The organism is Myxococcus sp. XM-1-1-1 (genome assembly GCF_020037095.1).
Lineage (GTDB): Bacteria > Myxococcota > Myxococcia > Myxococcales > Myxococcaceae > Myxococcus > Myxococcus fulvus.
Genome location: NZ_JAIQDH010000009.1, coordinates 126,058 through 150,726, shown reverse-complemented (window position 1 = coordinate 150,726; position 24,669 = coordinate 126,058). Strand labels below are relative to the sequence as shown.

The window sequence follows — 24,669 nt, the reverse complement described above, 5'->3', positions numbered from 1 at the left end:
ACCCCGCTCACGGCGTGGCGGAGCGCGTCTTCTCCCAGATGGGCCGGTAATCGTACGTCGGGTAGAACTCCGTGCGGAACGCGCCCCACGCGCCCTTCTCGAACGCGAGGTTCACCTCGCGCAGCTTCTCGGGAGGCAGGCGCACCGTGACGACCTGCCCCACGCCCATCATCACGTACCAGGACACCACCTCCACGCCCGCGGGCGGGAAGCTCTTGCGAAAGCCCGTGCGGTCCAGGTGCGCGTTGATCTCCTCCAGCGTCTTGCCCTGGTCGTGCTTCATGAAGATGGTCAGCAGCATCGTGCCGTCCGTGCCGCCACTCTTCGCCGCGGCGGACTGCGCGTGTCCGGGCAGGGCCAGCGTCAGCGCCAGGAACGACGCGAGGACGAACGACACATGGGGAATCGAACGAAGGGAGTGCATGGACGCGAGGCTACTGTCCGATCGCCACCGCGTGTTTCATGAAACGCGCGCCCTGCCCTCTCCGGGTGGCACAATCCGGCCCCTATGAAAACGCGCGGTCCCCAGGTGGTGCTCGTTCGTCACGGAGAGACAGCATGGAGCCGGGGTGGGCAGCACACGGGGCGCACCGATGTCCCGCTGCTCGAGGCCGGACGGACGATGGCGGCGAAGCTCGGTGAGCCCCTGCGCGCGTGGGACTTCGCCCAGGTGTGGACCAGCCCCCTGAGCCGCGCGTTCGAGACCTGCGCGCTCGCGGGCTACGGCGAAGGAGCCGTGCGCCGCGATGACTTGATGGAGTGGGACTACGGCGACCACGAGGGCCGCACCGGCGCGGAGATTCGCGTGGAGCATCCCGGCTGGACGGTGTGGAAGGACGGCGTCCCCAACGGCGAGACGGCACAGCAGGTGGGCGCTCGCGCGGACCGCGTCATCTCCGACCTGCGCCAGCAGACCGGCGACATCCTCATCTTCTCCCACGGCCACTTCCTGCGAGTGCTCGCGGCGCGGTGGCTGGGGCTCGCGCCCTCCGAGGGGCGCCTGTTCCTGCTGAGCACCGGCTCCATCAGCGTGCTCGGCGCGGACGGGCCGGATGCCGCCCAGCCGGCGCTCGCCGGCTGGAACGACACCACCCATCTCAAGCCATGAGGCTCAGCAGCCGCAGCTCAACACCCCGCCGCTGGTCTGCTCGTAGTCGGTGCACGACGCACCCGCCGGATTGAAGCAGACGCGGTAGCGCTCCTGCGTACCGATGAGCGCCGGGTTGGGCTCGCGATAGAGGATGCCGCAACACGGGGGCAGCAACTCCTGGCCATCCTTGGACACGGTCGCCTCGGGAGCCACGCCGTACGGACAGCCCCAGGGGTCCTCCTCGCAGACCCAGGTCGAGCCGCAGGTGCTGGCGTTGGCGCCGCAGTAGCTGCCACCCACCGCGTACCAGGGGGACCAGTTCGCGCAGGAGTCGTAGCCCGGGCACTGGCCCAGCGACGAGTCCACCGTGGTCAGCTCCGCCTCATCCATCGGGACGCCCGCGCCAGCCTCGGCGGACGGCTCCCCACCACACGCGCCCAGCACCAGCGCGCCGAACATCGCGACCAGACCGCGAGACATCGCACTTCGCACGTTCATCGTGGGCTCCTCCCGGCGCCGACTCCTGGATGGAGCCTCGGTCGCCGGAAGGGCCCACGCTATGCGTGTGGTTTTTCCGTCAAGAACGTCGGAATTGTCAGGCTCCAGACAGTGTCGCCAGCCCGACAATCCCCTCGTACCCCAGGGTGATGTCCCCTCTCAGAGACGCCCCTCCAGGAAGTTGCGGACCAGGGTGGGGCCCTCGGGAGTGAGCACGCTCTCGGGGTGGAACTGGAAGCCCACGACGGGCCGCTCGCGGTGGCGCAGCGCCATGATGAGCCCGTCCTGACTCCACGCCGTGGCCTCCAGTGACGCGGGCAACGAGGACGCCTCCACCACCAGCGAGTGGTAGCGCGCGGCCTGGAAGCCCTGGCTCGCGCCGGTGAACACGCCCGAGCCCTCATGCCGGATGCGCGCGGACTTGCCATGCACGGGCTCGGGCGCGCGGATGACGTTGCCGCCGAAGGCCGCGCCGATGGACTGGTGTCCCAGGCACACGCCGAGCACCGGCACCTTCGATTGCGCGATGGCGGCCACGCTGACCCCGGCCTCGTGCGGCGTGCAGGGCCCTGGCGAAATCACCAGGTGCGACGCGCCCTCGGCGGCGATGGCCTCCACCGTGAGCGCGTCGTTGCGCACCACCTTCACCTCGGCGCCCAGCGTGTAGAGGAGCTGGACGAGGTTGAAGGTGAACGAGTCGTAGTTGTCGATGACGAGAATCATCGCCCACCTCCCTCGCGAGCCAGCCGGAGCGCGGCGGCCATGGCGCCGGCCTTGGCCTCCGTCTCATCGGCTTCCTTCGACGGCACCGAGTCCGCGACCAGCCCCGCGCCCGCGGTCCAGAACGTCTTGTCACCGTCGACGAAGAAGGTGCGCAGCGCGATGGCCACGTCCAGCGTGCCGCAGAAGGACAGGTAGCCCACCGCGCCCGAGTACGGCCCGCGTCGCTGCACCTCCAGCTCGTCGATGATCTGCATCGCGCGAATCTTCGGAGCCCCGGACACGGTGCCCGCGGGGAACGTGCTGGCCAGCGCGTCGAGCGCGTCGAACTTCGAGTCCAGCTTCCCGCGCACCTGCGAGACGATGTGCATCACGTGGCTGTAGCGCTCGATGACCATCAGGTCCTCGACGCGCACCGAGCCGGGCGCCGCCACGCGGCCGACATCGTTGCGGCCCAGGTCCACCAGCATGATGTGCTCGGCGCGCTCCTTCTCGTCCGCGAGCAGCTCCTTCTCCAGCGCCAGGTCCTCCGCCTCGGAGGCCCCGCGTCGACGCGTCCCCGCGATGGGCCGCACCACCACATCCCCATCTCGCACCTGCACCAGCAGCTCCGGGGAGGCGCCCACCAGCGCGCGCGCCTCGCCCATCTCCACCAGGAACAGGTACGGAGAGGGATTCACCCGTCGCAGCGCGCGGTAGAGCGACAGCGGCGGAGGCGCGCCGCGAGCCTCGAAGCGCCGGGCGAGCACCACCTGGAAGATGTCACCCGCGCGGATGTACTCCTTGGAGCGCTCCACCGCGGCCTCGTAACCGGCGCGGTCCCAACAGGCGACGGGCGCCGAGTCCCCCTTCATGCGAGGCGACGGCACGTAGGCCTCCGGAGGCAGCGGCTTGAGCAGCTTCTCCGCCATGGCCTGCGCGCGCTCCTCCGCGTCCTTCAGCGCGTGGGCCACGCTGCCATGGAGCGACGGCCGGGCAATCGCGGTGACCTTGAGCGTCCCGGTGCGCGAGTCGTGGGTGACGAAGTCCTCGCAGATGAGCCACTCGGAGTCCGGGAACGAGGTGTCGCGCGGGTGCCGGTCCGGGACGGTGGGCTCCATCCACGAGATGCAGTTGTAGCCCATGTACCCCACGAGCCCGCCCAGGAACGGGGCCTCGCCCGGCAGTCGCGCCACGGCGAGCTCTCGCCACAACGTGCGCAGGACGTCCAGCGGCTTGCCCTCGCGGCGCTCCTCGCGCGAGCCACGCCACAACGTGGCCCCCTGCGCGTCCAGCCGCACACGCCCCGCGGCGTGGGTGCCCACGTGGCTGTAGCGCCCGAAGCGCTCGCCGCCGTAGCACGACTCGAGGATGAAGCCGCGCGAGCCTCCGCCCAGCTTCAGATACGCCGACAGCGGCGTGTCGAGGTCCGCCGGCAACTCCACCGACACCGGCACCGACTCGCCCTGCTCCGCGCGTTGGCGATACGCCGCCTTCCGCTCCTGTGCATCCATCGTCATGACCTTTCCCCCGCGACCAGTATCACCCGTCCCGGACAGCGACGGGGAGCCGCGCCCGCGCCTCACTCCTCGCGAGCAGAAACCACGGTTCGCGACGGCCCCACCGGTGTAGCGCGGAGCCCCGCCCCGGGCGAGGGACATCGCGCCCTTTCACGACGACGGGATGTTTCCGTGCGCGGCAAGCCGGCTCGGGCGATGGGCGCCTGGCGAGCATGCCGGCGAGCGACCCAGGTGAGAGGCACGCGCACCCTGGGTGGTCACCCCTGGAAGCCCTCGTTATTTCAGAAGGACTGTGGACGCCTCCGTCTCCTTCAATCCTCGAAGGCCGCTCGTCACGGTGACGCCCCAGGGCCTCTTCTGTGAGCCCGGGGGCTTCCACATCGACCCCTGGCAGCCGGTGGAGCGGGCCCTCATCACCCATGCCCATGGCGACCACGCGCGCTCGGGCCATCAGCGCTACCTGGGCGCCCGAGCAGGCGAGTCCCTGCTACGGCGCCGCGTGGGGGCCACTTCCGCCATCGACACATTGGACTATGGCGAGCCGCTGAAGATTGGCGACGTCACCGTCAGCTTCCACCCCGCGGGGCACGTGCTGGGCAGCGCGCAGCTCCGCATGGAGCACCGGGGCGAGGTGTGGGTCGTCTCGGGCGACTACAAGCGCGCGGCGGACCCGACGTGTGCGCCGTTCGAGGTGGTGCGCTGCCACACGTTCATCACCGAGGCGACGTTCGGCCTGCCCATCTTCCGTTGGGACGACGCGCGGCTGGTGGCGGAGGACATCCTGCGGTGGTGGGACGCCAACCGCGCGTTGGGGCGCTCGGTGGTGTTGTTCTGCTACGCGCTGGGCAAGGCGCAGCGAATCCTCGCGGAGCTGGCGCGACTGACCGACCGCCCCGCCTTCATCCACGGGGCGATGCACGGCCTCGTGGATGCGTACCGGGAAGCGGGGGTGAAGATGATTCCCACGCGGCTCGTGTCGGAGGTGGAGAAGGGCACGTCCTTCGCGGGGGCGCTGGTGCTGGCGCCTCCGAGCGCGGGCGGCTCCACGTGGATGCGCCGCTTCGGGGAGATGGAGACGGGCTTCGCCTCGGGGTGGATGCGGGTGCGCGGCAACCGGCGCAGGCGCGGCTTCGACCGGGGTTTCGTGTTGTCGGACCACGCGGACTGGCCGGACCTGCTGCGCACGGTGGAAGACACTGGAGCGCAGCGCGTGCTGACCACGCACGGCTCCGCGGAACCGTTGGCGCGCTACCTCCGAGAGAAGGGTGTGGATGCCTCCCCGCTGGCCACGCCCTTCGAGGGCGAGGCGGAGGACTGACGCGTGCGAAGACTCGCGGACCTGTACGAACGGCTGGACCAGACCATGTCCACCAACGCGAAGGTGGACGCGCTCACGCGCTACTTCACGGAGGCGCCCCCGGAGGACGCCGCGTGGGCGCTGTACTTCCTCACGGGACAGAAGCTGAAGCGGCTGCTCACCACGAAGCTGCTCGTCGGATGGACGCAGGAGCTGACGGGCATCCCCGACTGGCTCTTCACGGAGGTGTACGCGTCCGTCGGAGATCTGGCCGAGGTCATCGCGCTGTTGCTGGACAACCTGGAGCGGCCCGCCGAGCCGGAGGAGCTGCCGCTCTCGGTGTGGCTCACCCAGCGACTGTTGCCCTTGCGCGAGTTGGACGTGGCCGAGCAGCGCGAACAGGTCGTGTCCTGGTGGCGCTCGATGCCCCGGCGCGAGGTGTTCCTCTTGAACAAAATGCTCACGGGCGAGCTGCGCGTGGGCGTGTCCTCCACGTTGGTGGTGCGCGCGGTGGCGAAGGTCGCGGGGCTGCCCGCGCCAGATGTCGCGCATCGACTGATGGGCACCTGGACGCCGTCGCGCGAGTTCTTCCAGCAGCTCATCTCGCCGGATGTCTCGGACGCAGAGAGCTCCAGGCCGTATCCGTTCTATCTGGCCTCGCCCCTGGAGCAGCCCCCCGAGGCGTTGGGCGAGCTGTCGGATTGGCTGGTCGAATGGAAGTGGGACGGCATCCGGGGCCAGCTCATCCACCGCCACGGTGACGTGTACCTGTGGAGCCGGGGCGAGGAGCTGCTCACCGAGCGCTTCCCCGAAATCACCGAGGCCGCGAAGGCCCTGCCGGAAGGCACGGTGCTGGACGGCGAGGTGCTCGCGTACGAGGACGGCAAGCCCCTGCCCTTCGCGCGGCTCCAGCGTCGCATCGGGCGACAGAAGCTGACGGCGAAGGTGCTCGCGGAGGCCCCCGCGGCCTTCATCGTCTACGACCTGCTGGAGCACGAAGGGCAGGACGTCCGCTCGCTGCCGCTGAACGAGCGACGCGCACGACTCGAGACCCTGCTGAAGGCGCATCCCCGCTTCCCCATCTCGCCCGCGGTCGAGGCGGAGTCATGGGAGGCGCTGGCGCACACGCGAAGCGAGGCCCGCGAGCGCAACGTCGAGGGCTTCATGCTCAAGCGCAAGAGCTCCGCATACCTCACGGGCCGCAAGCGGGGCGACTGGTGGAAGTGGAAGATCGACCCGTTCACCGTGGACGCGGTGCTGCTCTACGCGCATCCGGGACACGGGCGACGCTCGTCGCTGTACACGGACTACACCTTCGCGGTGTGGAACGGGACGGACCTGCTGCCGGTGACGAAGGCGTACTCGGGGCTGACGGACGAGGAGATTGGCAAGCTGGACCGGTGGATTCGCTCGCACACGCGGGAGAAGTTCGGACCGGTGCGCTCGGTGGAGCCCGAGCAGGTCTTCGAGCTGCACTTCGAGGGCATCCAGTCTTCACCGCGTCACAAGTCCGGCGTCGCGCTGCGCTTCCCACGCATCGCCCGGTGGCGCACGGACAAGAAGCCCCAGGACGCCGACTCACTGGACTCGCTCAAGGAGCTGCTCCATGCCGGCGCGTAGGTCGCCTTCGCTGAAGGCGCAGCTCCAGGCCCGACGCAAGGCGCTCCGAGGCGAAACCCAGACACCCTCCCCTCCCAAGCGCCGCAAGCGGACGACCCCACGTGAGCGAGTCACCGGAGGCCCGCCGCCGATGGAGCGGCTGCGCGCCTGGTTCTCGTCGAAGGGCTGGACGCCCCATGCGTTCCAGGAGGAGTCCTGGGCCGCGTACGGCAGAGGCGACAGCGGGCTCATCCACGTCCCCACCGGCGCGGGGAAGACCTATGCCGCGTATCTCGGCCCGCTCGCGGACGTGGTGGAGCATGGCGAGACGGGGCTCCAGATTCTCTACGTGACGCCGCTGCGCGCGGTGTCGCGAGACGTGGAGCGGGCGCTCCTCGAACCCTTGAGCGTGCTGGACACGGACCTGGACGTGGAGAGCCGTACCGGGGACACCTCGTCATCCGTGCGTCAGCGTCAGCGCGAGCGGCTCCCCGAGGTGCTCATCACCACCCCGGAGTCCCTCTCCGTGATGCTGTCGAACGAGCGGGCACCGGAGCTGTTCTCCTGCCTGCGCGCCGTCATCGTCGACGAGTGGCACGAGCTGCTCGGCTCCAAGCGGGGAACACAGACAGAGCTTGCCCTGGCGCGGCTTCGGCACTTCGCGCCGAGACTTCGCACCTGGGCCCTGTCCGCGACGCTGGCCAACCTGGACGAGGCCGCGCGCCATGTCGTCGGCACCGGGAACACACCCACGCTCATCAGCGCGAACATGGAGCGTCCCGTCGAAGTGGAGACGCTGCTGCCGGAGGCGGTCGACAGCTTCCCCTGGGCGGGCCACCTGGGCTTCACCATGCTGGCCGGCGTGGCGGCGAGGCTGGACCCGAAGCAGTCCACGCTCATCTTCACCAACACGCGCTCACAGGCGGAGCGCTGGTACGAAGGTCTCCGTTTCGCGCGCCCCGATTGGGAACACCTGCTCGCCCTGCACCACGGCTCCATCGACAAGGAGGAGCGCGAGCGCGTGGAGCGCGGCCTCAAGGACGGCATGCTGCGCTTCGTGGTGTGCACCTCGTCATTGGACCTCGGCGTGGACTTCGGCCCCGTGGAGCGCGTGGTCCAGGTGGGCAGTCCCAAGGGCATCGGCCGGACGCTCCAGCGCGCGGGGCGCGGAGCCCATCGTCCTGGCGCCACCTGCAACATCCTCTTCGTGCCCACGCACGCGCTGGAGCTGGTGGAGATGGCCGCAGCCAGGGACGCCCTCGCGCGCAAGGAGGTGGAGCCACGCCTTCCACCCAGCAAGCCTTTGGATGTACTCGCGCAACACCTCGTCACCTGCGCGCTCGGCGGCGGATTCACCCGCGAGGCGCTGCGAGAGGAAGTCCGGAGCGCCTCCGCCTACGCGAGCCTCGCCGACGAGGAGTTCGACTGGACGCTTACGCTGGTGCGCGAGGGCGGCCCCACGCTGAGCGCCTACCCCGAGTTCCGCCGCGTGGAGGAGCACGACGGCCGCTTCGTCGTGAAGGACCCACGCGTCGCGCGGCTGCACCGGCTCAACATCGGCACCATCACCTCGGACGCGATGGTGGAGCTGCGCTACTGGACCGGGGGCCGCCTGGGCAGCGTGGAGGAGTCCTATGTCAGCCGCCTGCGCCCCGGAGACACCTTCCAGTTCGGCGGCAAGAAGCTCGAGTTCAACCGACTGCAGGGTCTCACCGCGTACGTGCGCCCCGCGAAGACGAAGGTGACGCGAACCCCGCGCTGGGGCGGAAGCAGGCTGCCGCTGTCCACCTCCCTGGCCGCCGCGGTGCGACGCACGCTCGATGCCGCGCGCCACGGTGACGTCACCTCCGATGAGCTGGCCGCCGCGTGGCCCGTGCTGGAGACCCAGGAGAAGCTGTCCCGCATCCCCGCGGCGAACGCGGTGCTCGCGGAGCTGTGCCACACGCGCGACGGTCACCACCTCTTCCTCTACCCCTTCGAGGGCCGACGGGTGCACGAGGGCCTGGCCGCCCTGCTCGCCCTGAGACTGACGCGGCTGCAGAAGGCCACCTTCAGCGTGTCGGTGAACGACTACGGCCTGGAGTTGGTCACCCCCGCGCCCTTCCCCTTCGAGGAGGCGCTGCGCCCCGCGCTCTTCACGCGCGAGCATCTGGAGGAGGACGTGCTGGAAAGCGTCAACGTGGGTGAGCTGACAAAGCGCCAATTCCGCGACATCGCCCGCGTCGCGGGGCTGGTGCTCCCCGGCCTCCCCGGAGCCCGCAAGTCCACACGACAGGTGCAGACGAGCGCCGCCCTCCTCCACGACGTCTTCGCCCGCCATGACCCCGGACACCTGCTGCTGCTCCAGGCCCGACGCGAGGTGCTCGAACAGCAATTCGAGCAGGGCCGCCTGGAGCACGCCCTGGAGCGACTGGAGGCGGGCCCGGTGGAGCAGGTCCATGTCCGCAGGCCCACACCCCTGGCCTTCCCCCTGGTCGTCGAGCGCATCAGCGCCAGCGTCTCCAATGAGTCCCTGCTGGAGCGCGTGGAGCGAATGAAGGAGCGATGGACCCGCGACGATGCCAGGTCCGCGTAGGCGGCACCCCGCTGGAGCTCCTCCCGGAGCGGGCCCTCTTCTGGCCCGAAGCCCGCACGCTCGCCGTGGCCGACCTCCACTGGGGCAAGACGGAGAGCTTCCAGCGCCACGGCATCCCCCTCCCCCTGGGCGTGCTCGACGAGGACCTGGCCCGGCTGTCCTCCGCGCTCAGCTCCACCGAAGCGCGCCGGCTGCTCGTCCTGGGCGACCTGGTCCACGCCCGCGAGGGCCTCACCCCCGCCCTCGTCCAAAGACTCGCCGCCTGGCGTGAGTCCCACGCCGACGTGACGATGGTCCTCATCCGGGGCAACCATGACCTCAGGGCCGGCCCGCCGCCGGACGCGTGGCGCCTGGACGTCCACGAGTCCCACCTGGATGAGGGACCCTTCCGCTTCGCCCATCACCCCACCCCCGAGACAGGTCGCTACGTGTGGGCGGGGCATCTGCACCCCACCGTGCGGCTGTCGGCTGGCCGGGACAGGCTCCGTCTCCCATGCTTCCACCTGGGTCGGGATGTGGGAGTCCTCCCGGCCTTCAGCGCCTTCACCGGCGGCTTCGACATGACCCGCCGCCCCGGCGAGCGTGTCTTCGCCCTCGCCGGCCCTTCCGTGGTCGAGGTGTAGGATGAGCACCGCCAAGCGCCGCAGGATCCTGGGCATCATCGCCACGGACCTCACCTTCGAGCGCACCGAACACCGGGGACGCGAGGCCTGGCTGGGCAAGTGCCTGCACTGCAACGCCCACCTGCTGGTGGGCCTGGATGGGGAGCCCATCAGCCGGGCCACCATCGAGCACATCGTCCCGCGGACCGCCGGCGGCACCGACGGCCTGGAGAACCTGGCGCTGGCGTGCGCCCGCTGCAACCAGGGAAAGGGCACCCGCCACGACCCCCACTACCACCGCGATGCCCGCGCCCGGGAGCTGGTCGAGAAGCTGCTCGCCCGCCGCCGCGAGCGCTGGCGCGCACCGGATGGGGGCGACGAGGACTCCGACCCGGAGTGAGCCACCTCACGCACCCGCGCCGCGCGACCTGTCTGTGAGGGCCGACACGCGCATCCGGGGGCGGCTGAAACAGGGTCGTTGATCCGTCTCAGACGGAAACGACTCAACGTCGCTTCCGCCCGCCAGAAGAGAGATTCATCGCTTCCGGACCGCGATTTCCCGCCTCCGCGCGAGGAAATGGTATCCCACGGCCACAACATCAGAATGGTTGACACTGCGGTGTCGATGGTCAATGGTCCCGCGCCGCGCTGGGTTGGACAGGAGGAGGGACCCGCCCGCGGCAACATCCATAGAGGTTTCGTTGGACGTGACTGCTTCGTCTTCCGCGCGCCAGGAGCCGCCCCCCCGCCCCCACGGGGCCGGGATCGTTCCGCCGCTGTTCGCGTCGAGTCACGCGTTGGCCTCTTCCTCCTCCTCGTTCACCGTAGTCGTTGAAGCCCCCTTGCCCATGGTCCTGGTATGAGCGGCCCTCTGTTTCCACGCTGGACGAACACGGTGTCTCGGCTCTCCGCCGCGGCGCTTCTTGCCGTGCCCGCCATCGGCATCGGCGGCCTCATGGCGTACGTACGGTCTCCGTACGTCACGAACCAGCAGATGCCCGTCGAACAGCCGATCGAATTCGACCACCGCCACCACGCGGGTGACGAGAAGATCGACTGTCAGTACTGCCACTGGTCCGTGGACAAGGCGCCCTCCGCGGGCATCCCGTCCACCACCGTGTGCATGTCCTGCCACGCACAGGTCTGGAACAAGAGCCCGTACCTGACCGAGGTGCGCAAGGCCTTCTTCGCGGACATGCCCATCCAGTGGGTGCGCGTCCACAACCTGCCCGACTTCGTCTACTTCAACCACGCCATCCACGTGAACAAGGGCGTCGGTTGCGCCACGTGCCACGGCCGCGTGGACCAGATGGGCGCCATCGAGCAGGCCGCGCCGCTGACCATGGCCTGGTGCCTCGAGTGCCACCGCAACCCCGAGCCGAACCTGCGGCCCGCGGAGTTCATCACGTCGATGACGTGGACTCCGCCCAAGGACAAGGCCGAGGCCGCCGCGCTCGGCAAGAAGCTGAAGGAAGAGTACGACGTCCACTCGCGCGAGAGCTGCTCCACATGCCACCGATGAACACGAAGCGCGACGGCGCCCCGTCGCAGGAGTCCTCTTCCTTCGCGCTCCCGGTCGTCTCGGACCGGCCCGCCCCGGCGCCCGACGCCGTGGGTGAGGCGCTGGACCACGCCGCCCGGCACGCGAACTCCTCCGAGCACGGCTACGGCCAGACGTACTGGCGCAGCCTCGAGGAGAAGCTCGGCGCCTCCGAGTACCTGGAGGAGACCCGCCCCGAGTTCCCCGCGGGCGCTGACCTGCCCCCCTCCGGCTTCGTGCGCCGCGAGTTCATGCAGCTGCTCGGCGCGTCGCTCGCGCTGGCCGGCGCCACGGCCTGCAGCACCCGTCCCCAGGACGAGAAGCTGCTGCCGTACACGAAGACGCCGCCGGAGGTCACCCCCGGCAACCCGCTGCACTACGCGTCCGCGATGACGCTGTCGGGCCACACCTCCGGCCTGCTCATCACCGCCCGCGAGGGTCGCCCCGTGAAGATCGAGGGCAACCCGGACCACCCCATCAACCAGGGCGCCGCCTGCACCTTCGAGCAGGCGTGGCTGTTGTCCCTGTACGACCCCAGCCGCGCCCGCGTGCTGCGCCAGGGCAAGAGCCCCCGCGCCCTGCGCGTGCTCAACGAGACCCTGGCCGGGCTCTCGACCAAGGCGGCCAACGGCGGCTCGCGCGTGCGCTTCCTCACGGAGGCCGTGGGCTCCCCGCTGACGGGTGACCTGCGCAACCGCATCCTGAAGAAGCTGCCCAACGCGCGCTTCTTCAGCGCGTCCTCCCACCAGGACAACAGCGCGGACGCCCTGCGCACGCTGTTCGGCGGCCAGCACGTCACCGCGCTGTACGACTTCGCCAACGCGGACGTCGTGCTGTCGCTGGACGCGGACTTCCTGGAGAGCTGCCCGGGCAACCTGCGCCACATCCGCGAGTTCGCGGACCGCCGCGACCCGCGCAAGGGCAAGCTCAACCGCCTCTACATGGCGGAGGCCCGCTTCTCCATCACCGGCGGCATGGCCGACCACCGCAAGCGCCTGAAGTCCCGCGAGATCCTGGGACTGGCCGCCGCCGTGGCCCAGGCCGTGGGTGGCAGCGCCGCGTCGCTCGCCGGTCCCGCCGCCGCCAAGTCGGAGCTGCGCGGGGACATGGGCAACTGGGTGCAGGCGGTCGCCGCCGACCTGCGCGCCGCCGGTCCGGGCCGCTCGCTCGTCATCGCGGGTGAGCGTCAGCCGGCCGCCGTGCACGCGCTGGCCCACGCCATCAACGACGCGCTCGGCAACGCCAACAAGACCGTCCGCTACGTCCAGGCGTCCATCGCGGAGGCCACCGGCCTGTCGCAGGCGCGCGCCCTGGTCGAGGACATCGAGGCGGGCCGCGTCGACACGCTGGTCATCACCGCCTACAACCCCGTCTACACGCTCCCCGCGGACGTGGGCCTGGCCAAGGTGCTCAGCAAGGACCACCCCAACCGCGCCAAGCTGAACGTCATCTACACGGGCCTCTACGAGGACGAGACCAGCGCGCACGCCGACTGGTTCATCCCCGCGGCGCACCCGCTGGAGACGTGGAGCGACGGCCGCTCGGTGGACGGCACCGTCTCCATCGCGCAGCCGCTCATCCAGCCGCTCTTCGCGGGCGTGCCGGAGGCGGAGCTGCTCGCCATGTTCCTGGACGAGCCCTTCCGCCCCGCCTACCAGCTCTTGCGCGACTACTGGCGCGGCCAGTCCGCCAACGCGGCGGACTTCGAGGCGCGCTGGGAGACGTGGGTGTCCCAGGGCTTCATCGAGAACACCGCGTCCGCCGCCGTGGCCACCGCCCCGGACTTCGGCGCCGCGGCCTCGCTGGTCGCGGGCTACACGCCCCCGGCCACCGGTGACCTCGAGCTGAACTTCATCACGGACTACAAGGTCTACGATGGCCGCTTCGGCAACAACTCCTGGCTGCAGGAGCTGCCCGAGCCCATCACCAAGATGACCTGGGACAACGCCGCGCTCGTCGGCCCCGACACGGCCAAGAAGCTGAGCCTGTCCCCTGGCGACCTGGCGGAGCTGTCCTACGCCGGCCAGAAGCTGACGGTCCCGGTGTGGGTGGTCCCCGGTCACGAGGACGACACCGTCACGGTGGCGCTGGGCTACGGCCGCGACGGCCTGCACGAGCAGGTCGCCAAGGGCGTGGGCTTCAACGCCAACCTGATTCGCACCAGCAAGAACCCCTGGTTCGACGGCGGCGCCACGCTCACCAAGGTGCGCGGCACCCACAAGTTCAGCCTGACCCAGACGCACTGGCGCATGGAGAACCGCCCCATCGCGCTGGACATGCCGCTGTCCGAGCTGGAGAACCCCTCGGTCGCCACCCAGCACACCCTGCACCGCGTGAAGGGTGAGCTGAAGCTGGGCATCCAGGACAACCTCGAGCCCTTCGAGTACAACGGTTACAAGTGGGCGATGGCCATCGACCTGTCGCGCTGCACGGGCTGCAGCGCCTGTGTCATCGCCTGCCAGGCCGAGAACAACATCCCCGTGGTGGGCAAGGCCCAGGTGGCCGTCAGCCGCGAGATGAACTGGCTGCGCATCGACCGGTACTTCGAGGGTCCGGAGAACGACCCGAAGATGGTCATGCAGCCCGTCGCGTGCGTGCACTGCGAGAAGGCGCCTTGCGAGTACGTGTGCCCGGTGAACGCCACCGTGCACTCGGACGAGGGCCTGAACGACATGGTGTACAACCGCTGCGTCGGCACGCGGTACTGCTCCAACAACTGCCCCTACAAGGTCCGCCGCTTCAACTACCTGCACTACACCGCGGACAAGACGGCCACCGAGAAGATGCTGATGAACCCGGACGTCACGGTGCGCAACCGCGGCGTCATGGAGAAGTGCACGTACTGCGTCCAGCGCATCGAGCGCGTTCGCATCGACGCGCGCGTCAAGAAGGAGCTCATCAAGGAGGCCGACCTCAAGACGGCCTGCCAGCAGACGTGCGCCGCCCAGGCCATCGTCTTCGGCTCCCTCCACGACGAGAAGCAGCTCGTCTCGCAGCTCCATGAGGACGTGCGCGCCTACAAGCTCCTCCACGAGCTGGGCACCCGTCCGCGCACCGCGCACCTCATCCGCGTGCGCAACCCGAATACCGCCCTCGAGCCGGCCAAGGCCGCGCCGCAGGAAGGGAGCCACTAAGCCATGGCCGAGACCGCTGCCCACCACCCGCTCGACCCGCTCGAGCCACGGGACCTCGTCGCGCCGCACCACGACGACAAGTCACTCAACGAGACGCTGCTGGACCATGTCTGGCGCAAGCCGGGCAAGGGCTGGTTCATGCTCTTCGGCCTGTCGCTCAGCGCGCTGGGTCTGCTCGTCATCGGTGTCACCTACACGCTGGCCCGCGGTATCGGCGTGTGGGGCAACAACCAGCCGGTCGGCTGGGCGTTCGACATCATCAACTTCGTCTGGTGGGTCGGTATCGGCCACGCCGGTACGCTCATCTCCGCCATCCTCCTGCTCTTCCAGCAGAAGTGGCGCACGAGCATCAACCGCTTCGCCGAAGCCATGACGCTGTTCGCCGTCATGTGCGCGGGTCTGTTCCCGCTGCTCCACACGGGCCGTCCCTGGTTCGCCTTCTGGCTGTTCCCGTACCCCAGCACCCTGGGCGCGTGGCCGCAGTTCCGCTCGCCGCTGGTGTGGGACGTGTTCGCCATCTCCACGTACCTCACGGTGTCCGCGCTGTTCTGGTTCGTGGGCCTCATCCCGGACCTGGCCGCGCTGCGTGACTCGTCCAAGACGAAGCTGCAGCGGACCATCTACGGCCTGTTCGCGCTCGGCTGGCGCGGCTCCGGTCGTCACTGGCACAACTACAAGATTGCGTACCTGCTCCTGGCCGGCCTCTCCACGCCGCTGGTCGTGTCGGTGCACACCATCGTTTCGTTCGACTTCGCCGTCTCCCTGCTGCCCGGCTGGCACGCGACCATCTTCCCGCCCTACTTCGTGGCCGGCGCCGTGTTCAGCGGCTTCGCGATGGTCATCACGCTCATCGTCCCGGCGCGCAAGTACCTGGGCCTGCGGGACGTGATCACGGACCGGCACCTGGAGAACATGAACAAGGTCATCCTGGCGACGGGCCTGCTCGTCTCCTACGGGTACCTGATGGAGCACTTCATCGCGTGGTACTCGCAGAACCAGTACGAGTTCTGGACGTTCTACGTGAACCGCGCGACGGGCCCCTACGCCGGCGTGTACTGGCTGATGATCGCCTGCAACGTCATCACGCCGAACATCTTCTGGTTCAAGAAGTGCCGGACCAGCATCCCCATCATGTGGGTCGCCTCCATCGCCGTGAACATCGGCATGTGGTGCGAGCGCTTCATCATCATCGTCACGTCGCTGAGCCAGGACTTCCTGCCGTCGTCCTGGGGCATCTACTCGCCGACGTGGGTGGACTGGAGCATCTACGTGGGGACGCTGGGCCTGTTCGGCACCCTGTTCCTGCTGTTCCTGAAGTTCGTGCCCGCGGTGGCCATCAGCGAGGTGAAGGAGCTCCAGCTCGAGCTCAAGCACGCCGCCCACCACAACAGCCACGGAGCGCACTAGAGTCATGGAAGCCAAGGTCCTCGATTCCTGGGTGCTGGCCGAGTTCGCGACGCCAGACATCCTCGTGGATGCCACCCGCCAGATGCGGGAGAAGGGCTTCCAGGGGATGGATACGTACTCCCCCTATCCGTTGCACGGCGGCTCGGAGGCCCTGGGCCTCCCGCCGTCCCGCGTGCCCTTCATCGCCCTGTGCGGCGGCCTGACGGGCCTGGTGACGGCGCTCTCCATGCAGACGTGGATGAACACCATCGACTACAAGCTGAACATCGGCGGTCGCCCGCTGCTGTCGCTGCCGGCGTGGGTGCCCATCACCTTCGAGCTGTCGGTGCTGTTCGCGGCGTTCGGCATCTTCTTCGGCCTGTTGGGGCTGAGCCGGCTGCCGCAGCCGTACCACCCCGTCTTCGAGTCCGAGGAGTTCCGCACGGCGTCCACGCACGGCTACTGGCTGAGCGTGCCGCACGCGACGGGCCAGGACTCCACCGCCGTCATCGACCAGCTCAAGGCCCTGGGTGCCACCCAGGTGACCGTCGTCACGGGAGAGAAGGAATGAGGTGGCTCATCCCCGCCGCCGGACTCGTCGCGCTGTCGGGCTGCGACGTCCCCTCGGAGTTCCTGCAGCGCATGGAGCACCAGGCCAAGTACGAGTACTACGAGGCCTCGGACTTCTGGGCGGATGGCCGCGCCATGCGCCAGCCCCCGGCGAACACCATTCCGCGTGAGCGCTTCGCGAGCGTGTCCGAAATCAAGGACCCCATCGCCCGCCAGACGGCCGTCACCGGCCGCGCCAACGGCCAGCCCACGGCCACCATCCCCGTGACGGTGGACCAGGCGCTGCTGACGCTGGGCCAGCGCAAGTACAACATCGTCTGCTCGCAGTGCCACGGCGTGCTCGGCGACGGCAACAGCGTGGTGGCGGAGAACATGGCCCTGCGCCTGCCTCCGTCGCTGCTGGAGTTGGAGACCAAGCCGGCGGGTCACTTCTACACGGCCATCAACGAGGGCTACGGTGTGATGCCGTCCTTCTCCGGCGAGCTCGACGTGCGCGAGCGCTGGGCCGTGGTCGCCTACGTGCGAGCCCTCCAGGAAGCCCGAAACATCCGGACGGCCGGTCAGCAGCCCGTCCCGCAGGAGAACCGATGAGCCCCGCAGCCGAAGCCTCCGTTCCCCTCGAGCGTTACACCGGCACGCCGAAGTACATGGTGCCGGCGTTCGGCGTGGGCGTCCTGGGCATCCTGGCCACCCTGGCCATCTTCTTCGCCACCGACGCGAAGGGCATCGCCGCCCACAGCTACCTGCTCGCGTTCACCTACTGGGTGGGCATCAGCGTGGCGTTCATCATCATGATCGCCATCTTCCACACGGCCAAGGCCAAGTGGCTCATCCTGCTGCGCCGCACGATGGAGACGGGTGCGTCCACCATCCCCGTCTTCGTGGCGCTCATCATCCCGCTGGTCTTCATGGCGGGCTACCTGTACCCCTGGTGGCCGGGCTCGCCGCTGGCCGCGAGCATCACCGGCCTGGAAGCCGAGCACCTGTCGCACAAGATCCACTGGTACCTGCGCCCGGACTTCATGGGCATCCGTCACGTCATCTACTTCGCGGTGTGGATCTTCGCCGCGTGGAAGCTGCGCAAGCTGAGCGTGCAGCAGGACACCGAGGGTGGCCTGGACTTCACCCGGCGGCTGCGCCGCTTCTCCCCGGGCATGCTCCCTCCCCTGGCGCTGACCATCACCTTCGCGTCCTTCGACTGGCTGATGAGCCTGACGCCGCTGTGGCAGTCCACCATCTTCGGCGTGTACTACTTCGCGGGCAGCTTCCTGTCGGCGTTCTGCATCCTGACCATCGTCGCGACGTACGCCCGGGGCCAGGGCCTGTTCGGCAACCTGGTGACGACGGCCCACTTCCACAACCTGGGCAAGCTGATGCTGGCCTTCACGGCGTTCTGGGCCTACATCGCCTTCTCCCAGTTCATGCTGGTGTGGATCGCCAACATCCCGGAAGAGGCGCCCTGGTACGGCCTGCGCATCTTCGGAGCGTGGAAGCCGGCCTCCATCGCCCTGTTCTTCCTGCACTTCGTGCTGCCGTTCTTCACGCTGCTGTCGCGAAATCTGAAGCTGCAGCCCCGCAAGCTGTCGCTGGTGGCCTTCTACCTGCTGGCGGTCCACGCGTTCGACCTGTACTGGCTCATCTGGCCGGCGCTGACGGGCAATGCCGGGCCTCAGCTGCTGGCCAACCCGCTCAGCATCATCACGCTCGTCACCTCGTTCGTGGGCGTGGGTGGCATCGCGGTGGGGTTCGCGCTGAAGAACGCGAGCAACAGCTACACGATGCCGGTGAAGGACCCCTACATCGCGGAGTCCCTGAGGTACGTGCAGCCATGAAGAAGACCCAGGTTGAGCTCGAGTCGCGTGTCATCGTCGGCGCCCACGGTGTGGCCGCCGAGGAAGACCACATCGTCATGAGCAAGGTGGTGGGCATCGGTGTCGGCTCGCTCGTCATCTTCGCGGTGGGCATCGTCTGGGCCTACGCCATCCAGGTGCGCACGATGAAGGAGGCCCAGCCGGACGGTCCTCCTCCCATTCCCGCGGCCATGGGGCAGTACGAGGTGGGCATCGTCAACCAGCGCCTGTTCGAGCAGGACTGGCACGCCGAGGAGAAGATCGGCGGCCAGCAGCAGGCGCTCAAGGCCGGCTGGGGTGACCAGCCGGGTGTCAAGGCCCATCCGTCCCTGGATGAGGCCATGAAGACGGTCATCACGAAGCAGAACGCCCCGCCCCCGCCTGCCCCGGCGCCGGCCCCCGAGCAGCCCCAGGAGCCGACCCCGGCTCCTCGGCAGTAGCTTCCGCCGCCAGCATCACGTAAGAGCCGCTCGCGATGATGTCCCTCTTCTCCCACATCCCCCAGTGCGCCCCCCGCCTGGGGATGCTCGTCGCGGTGGCCCTGGTGCTGGGCACGGCGACCCCGGCCCCGGCGATGCCCGGCGGTGGCAAGACGCCCCGCTCCATCGTCGAGGCCCAGCAGGACGCCCCGCCCCAGCTCAAGGGCGTGGACGTGGAGGAGCACCTGGGTGACCCGGTTCCTCCCCTCACCCGCTTCCTGGACTCCAATGGCCAGGAGGTGACGCTGGGGACGGTGCTGCCCAAGACGCTGCCCACGCTGCTGACGCTCGTCTATTACAACTGCCCCATGCTCTGTAACCTGGTGCTCAACGCCCAGGTGAAGACGATGCGGGAGCTGGGTCTGGAGCTGGGCCGCGACTACGAGGCGGTCACCATCAGCGTGGACCCCGAGGACACCCCGGCGATGAGCAGCGAGCGCCGGCGCAAGCACCTTCAGTCCATGGGCAAGCCCGAGAGCGCGCCCTGGCACTTCCTCACCGGGACGGACGCGGAGATCCGCCGCCTCGCGGACGCGGTGGGCTTCAAGTACACGTACGACGAGAGCACCAGGCAGTACGCCCACCCCGCGGTGGTGATGGTGCTCACGCCGGAAGGGACGCTGTCGCGGTACCTGTACGGGACGGACTTCCCTCCCAAGGACATGAAGCTGGCGTTGCTGGAGGCGGCCGGCGGCCGCGTGGGTACCAGCTTCGACCGCGTGGTGATGTCCTGCTTCAAGTATGACACCGCCACCCGGCGGTATGGCTTCTACATCTTCGGGTTCATCCGCCTGGGCGCACTGGCCGTCTTCTTCGCCCTGGCGACGATGCTGATCTATTTCTGGAGGCGCGAGCTGAAGAAAGGCGCGGCGGCATGAGCGAGCTTCTCAACAACCTTCTGTTCCTCCCGGAGAGCGCGTCCACGTTCGCGGAACGGGTCGACCTGCTGCACCACTTCGTCGTGGGAACGACGATGGTGATGTCCACGGGTGTCGGCCTCGCGGCGCTGTTCATGTTCTTCCGGTACCGCCGGCGGCTCCCCGCCCAGGCGACGGAGTACGTCGTCCCCACGCTGAAGACGGAGTTCCTCTTCGTCTCCGTGCCGCTGGTGTTCTTCCTGGCCTGGTTCGGTATCGGCTTCCGGGACTTCACCTGGGTCACCACCCCGCCCAAGGACGCGATGGACGTCTACGTCATGGGCAAGCAGTGGATGTGGAAGTTCTCCTACCCGGAGGGCCCCAACGGCGTGAACGTGATGCACGTCCCCGCCAACCGTCCCGTGCGCCTGCTCATCACGTCCCGTGACGTGCTGCACTCGTTCTACGTGCCGGCGTTCCGCATCAAGATGGACGCGCTGCCGGGTCGCTACACGCAGATCTGGTTCGAGGCGACCAAGCCCGGCACGTACCAGGTGCTCTGCACCGAGTACTGCGGCCTGTCGCACTCGAAGATGCTGGCCGAGGTCGTCGTGCTCCCCGAGGAGGAGTACGAGGACTGGATCAAGGAGCAGCGCCGCGGCCGGCTGCAGGACCGTCAGGACGCGCTCGCGGACACCTCGCTGGTGCCGCCGGTCGCCCGGATGGTCGAGCAGGGGCAGATCCTGGCCGGTACGCAGGGCTGCCTCAAGTGCCACTCGGTGGACGGCTCGGCGCACATCGGCCCCACCTTCCTCGGCATGTATGACCGCGTGGAGAAGCTCGACGACGGTCAGGACATCCGGGTGGACGAGGCCTACATCACCCAGTCGATGATGGACCCGGGAGCCCACCTGGTGGCGGGCTACCAGAACGTGATGCCGACGTACCAGGGCAAGCTGCAGGGCCCCGAGACGGCCGCCATCGTCGAATACATCAAGTCGCTTCGCACTCCGAACGTCCGCGAGGGCGCCTCCGAGGGACCCGCCTATGACCCCATCCAGTAGCATCGACACGGCGGGGGCCGCCCCGCACGACGAGCACCACGACCACCACCCGAGCTATCTGGTGGACGGCACCACCATCAAGAGCTGGCTCTTGACGGTGGACCACAAGCGCATCGGCCTGATGTTCCTGTTCTGGGTCCTGCTCTTCTTCCTCGTGGGCGGCATCTTCGCGCTGCTCATCCGGGTGGAGCTGCTCACCCCGGGCCCGACCATCATGGACGCGATGACGTACAACCGTACGTTCACGCTCCACGGCCTGGTCATGATCTTCCTGTTCATGATTCCGGCGATTCCGGCCGTCTTCGGCAACTTCATGCTGCCGCTGATGCTGGGCGCCAAGGACGTGGCCTTCCCGCGACTGAACCTGGCCTCGCTCTACATCTACCTGGCGGGCGCGGTGCTGGCGCTGTGGGGCATGCTCAACGGCGGCCTGGACACGGGCTGGACGTTCTACACGCCGTACAGCACGCACACGACGACGACGGTGGCGCCCGTGCTGTTCGGCGCGTTCATCATCGGCTTCAGCTCCATCGCCACGGGCATCAACTTCATCGTCACCTGCCACACCATGCGGGCGCCGGGCATCACCTGGTTCAAGATGCCGCTGTTCGTGTGGGCCATCTACGCGACGAGCTGCATCCAGGTGCTCGCGACGCCGGTCATCGGCCTGTTGCTGGTCCTGGTGACGGTGGAGAACCTGTTCAGCTTCGGCATGTTCGACCCGGCGCGCGGCGGCGACCCGGTGCTCTTCCAGCACCTGTTCTGGTTCTACAGCCACCCGGCCGTGTACATCATGGTGCTGCCGGCCTTCGGCGTGATGAGCGAGATCGTCAGCACGTACAGCCGCAAGAACATCTTCGGCTACCGCGCGGTGGCGTACTCGTCCCTGGGCATCGCCTTCGTGGGCTTCTTCGCCTGGGGCCACCACATGTTCGTGTCCGGCCAGTCCACCTTCGACGCCGGCGTGTTCGGCGTGCTGACCATGCTGGTGGGTGTGTTCACCGCCATCAAGGTCTTCAACTGGGTGGGCACCGTCTACAAGGGCGCGGTCGACTTCAAGACGCCCTTCGCCTACTTCTGCGGCTTCCTGTTCTTCACCGTGTTCGGTGGCATGACGGGCATCGCGCTGGGCACGGTGTCGCTGGACGTGGCGTGGCACGACACGTACTTCGTCGTGGCGCACTTCCACTTCATCATGGTGGGCGCGACCATCATGGCCTTCCTGGCCGCCCTGCACTACTGGTTCCCGAAGATGTTCGGGCGCACGTACCACGAGGGATGGGGCCTGGTGTCCGCGGCGCTCATCATCCTGGGGTTCAACGCCACGTTCATCCCCCAGTTCCTCTTGGGCAACAACGGCATGCCGCGCCGGTACTATGACTACCCGGAGCGCTTCCAGGCGCTGAACGTCGCCTCCACCGCGGGCGCGACGCTCTTGGCCTTCGGGTTCATCATCATCGCCATGTACCTGGCGTACGCGCTGGTGTACGGCAAGGCCGCTGGCAAGAACCCGTGGCGCAGCAAGGGCTACGAGTGGCTGAGCGAGTCTCCTCCGCCGACGCACAACTTCGTGGGTCCTCAGCCGACGTTCCCCGAGGAGCCCCACTTCTACGTCGACCCGAAGAAGGCCGAGGTTCCCGATGCAGTCTAGCGCTCACACCGCCGACGGCGCGGCCAACACGCCGCGCCTGGCGATGCACTTCGCGTCGCTCGAGGTGCAGAACCACGCCGCCCGTCTGGGGATGTGGCTGTTCCTGGCGACGGAAATCCTGCTCTTCGCCGGCCTCTTCGTCTGCTACGGCTGCTACCGCTTCCTCTTCCCGGAGGCGTGGGCGGCGGGCAGCCGCAGCCTGGACCTGACGATGGGCACGGTGAACACCGTGGTCCTCATCACGTCCTCGCTGACGGCGGCGCTCGCGGTGCATCATGCGAAGCACGGCGAGAACAAGAAGGTGGGCGTGATGCTGGCGCTCACCCTCCTGATGGCCGTCGCCTTCCTCGTCATCAAGTACTTCGAGTACAGCCACAAGTTCCACGTCGGGACGCTGCCGGGCCGCTACTACAGCTACCCGGACATCCAGCTGCCGGGCATCTCGCTGTACTTCACGGTCTACTTCTGCTCGACGGCGCTGCACGGCCTGCACGTCCTCATCGGAATGGGCGTGCTGACGGTGGCGATGATTCGCGCCTTCAAGAAGGGCGACTTCGGTCCGAAGAACTACACGATGGTCGAGCTGGGCAGCATGTACTGGCACCTCGTCGACCTGGTGTGGATCTTCCTGTTCCCCATGCTGTACCTGGTCTGAGGGCGACACCACCATGGCCATCGCCAACGAATCCCATCAGGAAGAGAAGAACATGACGGAGCACCACGGAGCGGGCCGCTACTGGCTCATCTGGGGTGTCCTCCTGGTGCTGACGGTCGTCACCGTCGTCACCGGCCGCATGCACCTGCCGTCGTTCGGCCTGCTGCTCGCCATCGTCATCGCGACGGTGAAGGGCACGCTGGTGACGCTGTACTTCATGCACCTCGCGGAGCACCAGGGCGTCAACCGGCTCATCTTCGCCGTGTCCATCGTCTTCGTGATTCTCGCGCTCGTCATCCCCATGGCGGACCTGGGCACGCGCTTCCGCGGCGCCAACCCGCCGGGCTCGCAGTACAGCGACCTGCAGCCGCCGGACATCGGCACGGGTGAGCAGCGCGGCCGCTTCGGCGGCGGCATCCGCTCGACGGACGTGAAGGACTCGCCGCCTCCGGCGCCGAGCCACTGAGAACCACCGGGGGCAGCAGCAGCCCCTCGTATCAAGCCGCGGCGCCGAGGACCCTCCCCGGCGCCGCGTTGCTTTTGCGGGCTACAGCGCGACCTGGACGTTGAAGGCCAGCGCGGTGTCGGTGGGCACCTTGCCCTCGGGCGGCTTGCTGTCGTGCTTCACCAGGAAGCTGACGCCCAAGGAGAGCGCCTCCGTCAGGTTCACCGCCAGCTGCGTCTGGCTGTTCACCAGCACGCGCGAGTCGCCGATGACGCTCAGGAGCACCTCCGCGTCCTCCTTGAAGAGCACGTCCTTGGTGATGCCGTAGCGGAAGGCGACACCGAAGCGGGGGCCGCCGATGTCCACGTCCGGCAGGTCCAGGCGCGAGGGGTAGTACTGGAAGCGCGTCTCGCGCGCGTAGCGGAAGGCCAGGTCCGTGCGCAGGTAGGACTCGCGCTCGTCCTTCTTCTTCTCGTCCCACCACAGCACGCCCAGACCGCCTTCGCCGATGGTCCGCGACTCCACGCTCTTGACGTGGTCCGTCTCGGCGCCCGTCAGCAGGTAGCCGCTGAGCATCTGCGTGAAGCGGCGGTCTCCGCGCAGCTCCAGGCCCGCGTTGAGGGCGACGAGCTGCGACTCCTGCTCCTCCCCGGCCACCTCGGGCGGGCGGCTGCGGCCGTAGTTGCCGTAGCCCCGGATGCCGACAATCCAGTGCTCCGTCGTGCGCTGCGCGCTGGCCAGGCCGCTGAAGGTGAGCGTGGAGGCGTTGCCCGTCAGCGAGATGAGGCCCAGGCCCAGGGTGATGTCCCACTCCTCCTTCTTCTTCTTGTCGTCCGCGGGGGCGGCGGCGCCCGGGGCGGCCGGGGTGCCGGCGATGACCCCCGCGGCGCGCTCGGCGGCCTCGGCGGCGCGGACGCTGGCCTCCGCGGCGCGCTCGGCGGCGGCGGCGGCGCGCTCGGCGGCGACGGCGGCGCGCTCCTCGGGCGTGGTGGCCTGCGCGGCCGCGACGGGGGCGGCGGGCTCCTGCGCGGCGGGCGTGGGCGCAGGCGTCTGGGCCTGCAGGGAAGTGGCAATCAGAAGGGCGGCGGAAAGCATCGGTTCTCCAGTCGTCTCGGTGCCGCCGGACCTGGATTCGGGGCGACGCGAGACGTCCTCGGC

Annotated in this window: 23 protein-coding genes; 18 read left to right on the top strand and 5 right to left on the bottom strand. The window is 68.7% G+C overall.

All coding sequences use genetic code 11. The features are described 5' to 3' along the window. Window positions 1-7: 7 nt before the first annotated feature. Window positions 8-424 (bottom strand): hypothetical protein, encoded by a 417-nt coding sequence (locus K8640_RS19500; protein WP_223748388.1) that lies wholly within the window; start codon window positions 422-424, stop codon window positions 8-10. An 84-nt stretch (window positions 425-508) separates the two neighbouring features. On the opposite strand from K8640_RS19500, the gene K8640_RS19495 reads away from it, so the two are divergent. Next, complete coding sequence (locus K8640_RS19495) at window positions 509-1,108, top strand: histidine phosphatase family protein (RefSeq protein WP_223748387.1); 600 nt, start codon at window positions 509-511, stop codon at window positions 1,106-1,108. Between the two features lie 3 nt (window positions 1,109-1,111). Here K8640_RS19495 and K8640_RS19490 read toward each other — a convergent pair whose 3' ends face one another. The 3 genes from K8640_RS19490 to K8640_RS19480 all read right to left on the bottom strand — a co-directional run bounded on the left by K8640_RS19490 (window position 1,112) and on the right by K8640_RS19480 (window position 3,801). Beyond that, a complete protein-coding gene (locus K8640_RS19490) occupies window positions 1,112-1,588 on the bottom strand; it encodes a hypothetical protein (protein ID WP_223748386.1) in 477 nt (158 codons plus the stop codon). Window positions 1,589-1,747: 159 nt separating this feature from the next. After that, window positions 1,748-2,311, bottom strand: coding sequence for an aminodeoxychorismate/anthranilate synthase component II (locus tag K8640_RS19485; RefSeq protein WP_141329421.1), 564 nt, complete (start codon window positions 2,309-2,311; stop codon window positions 1,748-1,750). Beyond that, on the bottom strand, window positions 2,308-3,801 hold the full coding sequence (locus tag K8640_RS19480) for an anthranilate synthase component I family protein (RefSeq protein WP_223748548.1): 1,494 nt from the start codon (window positions 3,799-3,801) through the stop codon (window positions 2,308-2,310). The genes K8640_RS19485 and K8640_RS19480 overlap by 4 nt, the downstream gene beginning before the upstream one ends. Before the next feature lie 259 nt (window positions 3,802-4,060). Here K8640_RS19480 and K8640_RS19475 point away from each other — a divergent pair, with 259 nt between their 5' ends. From K8640_RS19475 to K8640_RS19395, 17 genes are all read left to right on the top strand, one after another. Continuing rightward, the gene (locus tag K8640_RS19475) at window positions 4,061-5,125 is read left to right on the top strand and encodes a ligase-associated DNA damage response exonuclease (protein WP_370640363.1); all 1,065 of its coding nucleotides are present in this window, start codon (window positions 4,061-4,063) and stop codon (window positions 5,123-5,125) included. Window positions 5,126-5,128: 3 nt separating this feature from the next. Continuing rightward, window positions 5,129-6,724, top strand: a complete 1,596-nt coding sequence (locus K8640_RS19470) for an ATP-dependent DNA ligase (RefSeq protein WP_223748384.1) — start codon at window positions 5,129-5,131, stop codon at window positions 6,722-6,724. Window positions 6,725-6,854: 130 nt separating this feature from the next. After that, a complete protein-coding gene (locus K8640_RS19465) occupies window positions 6,855-9,278 on the top strand; it encodes a ligase-associated DNA damage response DEXH box helicase (RefSeq protein ID WP_370640367.1) in 2,424 nt (807 codons plus the stop codon). Further along, window positions 9,248-9,901, top strand: a complete 654-nt coding sequence (gene pdeM, locus K8640_RS19460) for a ligase-associated DNA damage response endonuclease PdeM (RefSeq protein ID WP_223748382.1) — start codon at window positions 9,248-9,250, stop codon at window positions 9,899-9,901. Before K8640_RS19465 ends, pdeM begins: the two co-directional genes overlap by 31 nt. 1 nt (window position 9,902) lies before the next feature. After that, entirely contained in the window at window positions 9,903-10,280 is a 378-nt protein-coding gene (locus K8640_RS19455) for an HNH endonuclease (protein ID WP_141329431.1), read from the top strand. A gap of 459 nt (window positions 10,281-10,739) precedes the next feature. Then, window positions 10,740-11,402 carry a cytochrome c3 family protein gene (locus tag K8640_RS19450; RefSeq protein WP_141329433.1) on the top strand — a complete coding sequence of 221 codons (663 nt, stop codon included), beginning with the start codon at window positions 10,740-10,742 and terminating at the stop codon, window positions 11,400-11,402. Beyond that, window positions 11,399-14,554 (top strand): TAT-variant-translocated molybdopterin oxidoreductase, encoded by a 3,156-nt coding sequence (locus K8640_RS19445; RefSeq protein WP_223748547.1) that lies wholly within the window; start codon window positions 11,399-11,401, stop codon window positions 14,552-14,554. Before K8640_RS19450 ends, K8640_RS19445 begins: the two co-directional genes overlap by 4 nt. A 3-nt stretch (window positions 14,555-14,557) precedes the next feature. Then, entirely contained in the window at window positions 14,558-15,961 is a 1,404-nt protein-coding gene (gene nrfD, locus K8640_RS19440; protein ID WP_223748381.1) for an NrfD/PsrC family molybdoenzyme membrane anchor subunit, read from the top strand. Between the two features lie 4 nt (window positions 15,962-15,965). Next, complete coding sequence (locus K8640_RS19435) at window positions 15,966-16,511, top strand: DUF3341 domain-containing protein (RefSeq protein ID WP_223748380.1); 546 nt, start codon at window positions 15,966-15,968, stop codon at window positions 16,509-16,511. Next, complete coding sequence (locus tag K8640_RS19430) at window positions 16,508-17,101, top strand: cytochrome c (protein ID WP_223748379.1); 594 nt, start codon at window positions 16,508-16,510, stop codon at window positions 17,099-17,101. The genes K8640_RS19435 and K8640_RS19430 overlap by 4 nt, the downstream gene beginning before the upstream one ends. After that, the gene (locus tag K8640_RS19425; RefSeq protein ID WP_223748378.1) at window positions 17,098-18,342 is read left to right on the top strand and encodes a hypothetical protein; all 1,245 of its coding nucleotides are present in this window, start codon (window positions 17,098-17,100) and stop codon (window positions 18,340-18,342) included. Before K8640_RS19430 ends, K8640_RS19425 begins: the two co-directional genes overlap by 4 nt. Continuing rightward, window positions 18,339-18,800, top strand: coding sequence for a hypothetical protein (locus K8640_RS19420; RefSeq protein ID WP_074951071.1), 462 nt, complete (start codon window positions 18,339-18,341; stop codon window positions 18,798-18,800). The genes K8640_RS19425 and K8640_RS19420 overlap by 4 nt, the downstream gene beginning before the upstream one ends. A gap of 35 nt (window positions 18,801-18,835) precedes the next feature. After that, a complete protein-coding gene (locus K8640_RS19415) occupies window positions 18,836-19,717 on the top strand; it encodes an SCO family protein (protein WP_141332230.1) in 882 nt (293 codons plus the stop codon). Next, entirely contained in the window at window positions 19,714-20,760 is a 1,047-nt protein-coding gene (gene coxB, locus K8640_RS19410; protein WP_223748377.1) for a cytochrome c oxidase subunit II, read from the top strand. The genes K8640_RS19415 and coxB overlap by 4 nt, the downstream gene beginning before the upstream one ends. Then, window positions 20,744-22,411, top strand: a complete 1,668-nt coding sequence (ctaD, locus tag K8640_RS19405) for a cytochrome c oxidase subunit I (protein ID WP_046715924.1) — start codon at window positions 20,744-20,746, stop codon at window positions 22,409-22,411. The genes coxB and ctaD overlap by 17 nt, the downstream gene beginning before the upstream one ends. Further along, window positions 22,401-23,066 carry a cytochrome c oxidase subunit 3 family protein gene (locus tag K8640_RS19400; RefSeq protein WP_141332232.1) on the top strand — a complete coding sequence of 222 codons (666 nt, stop codon included), beginning with the start codon at window positions 22,401-22,403 and terminating at the stop codon, window positions 23,064-23,066. Before ctaD ends, K8640_RS19400 begins: the two co-directional genes overlap by 11 nt. 13 nt (window positions 23,067-23,079) lie before the next feature. Continuing rightward, the gene (locus K8640_RS19395) at window positions 23,080-23,532 is read left to right on the top strand and encodes a cytochrome C oxidase subunit IV family protein (protein WP_223748376.1); all 453 of its coding nucleotides are present in this window, start codon (window positions 23,080-23,082) and stop codon (window positions 23,530-23,532) included. Between the two features lie 81 nt (window positions 23,533-23,613). On the opposite strand, the gene K8640_RS19390 is transcribed toward K8640_RS19395, so the two are convergent. Beyond that, entirely contained in the window at window positions 23,614-24,606 is a 993-nt protein-coding gene (locus tag K8640_RS19390; protein WP_223748375.1) for a DUF481 domain-containing protein, read from the bottom strand. Window positions 24,607-24,669 lie beyond the last annotated feature (63 nt).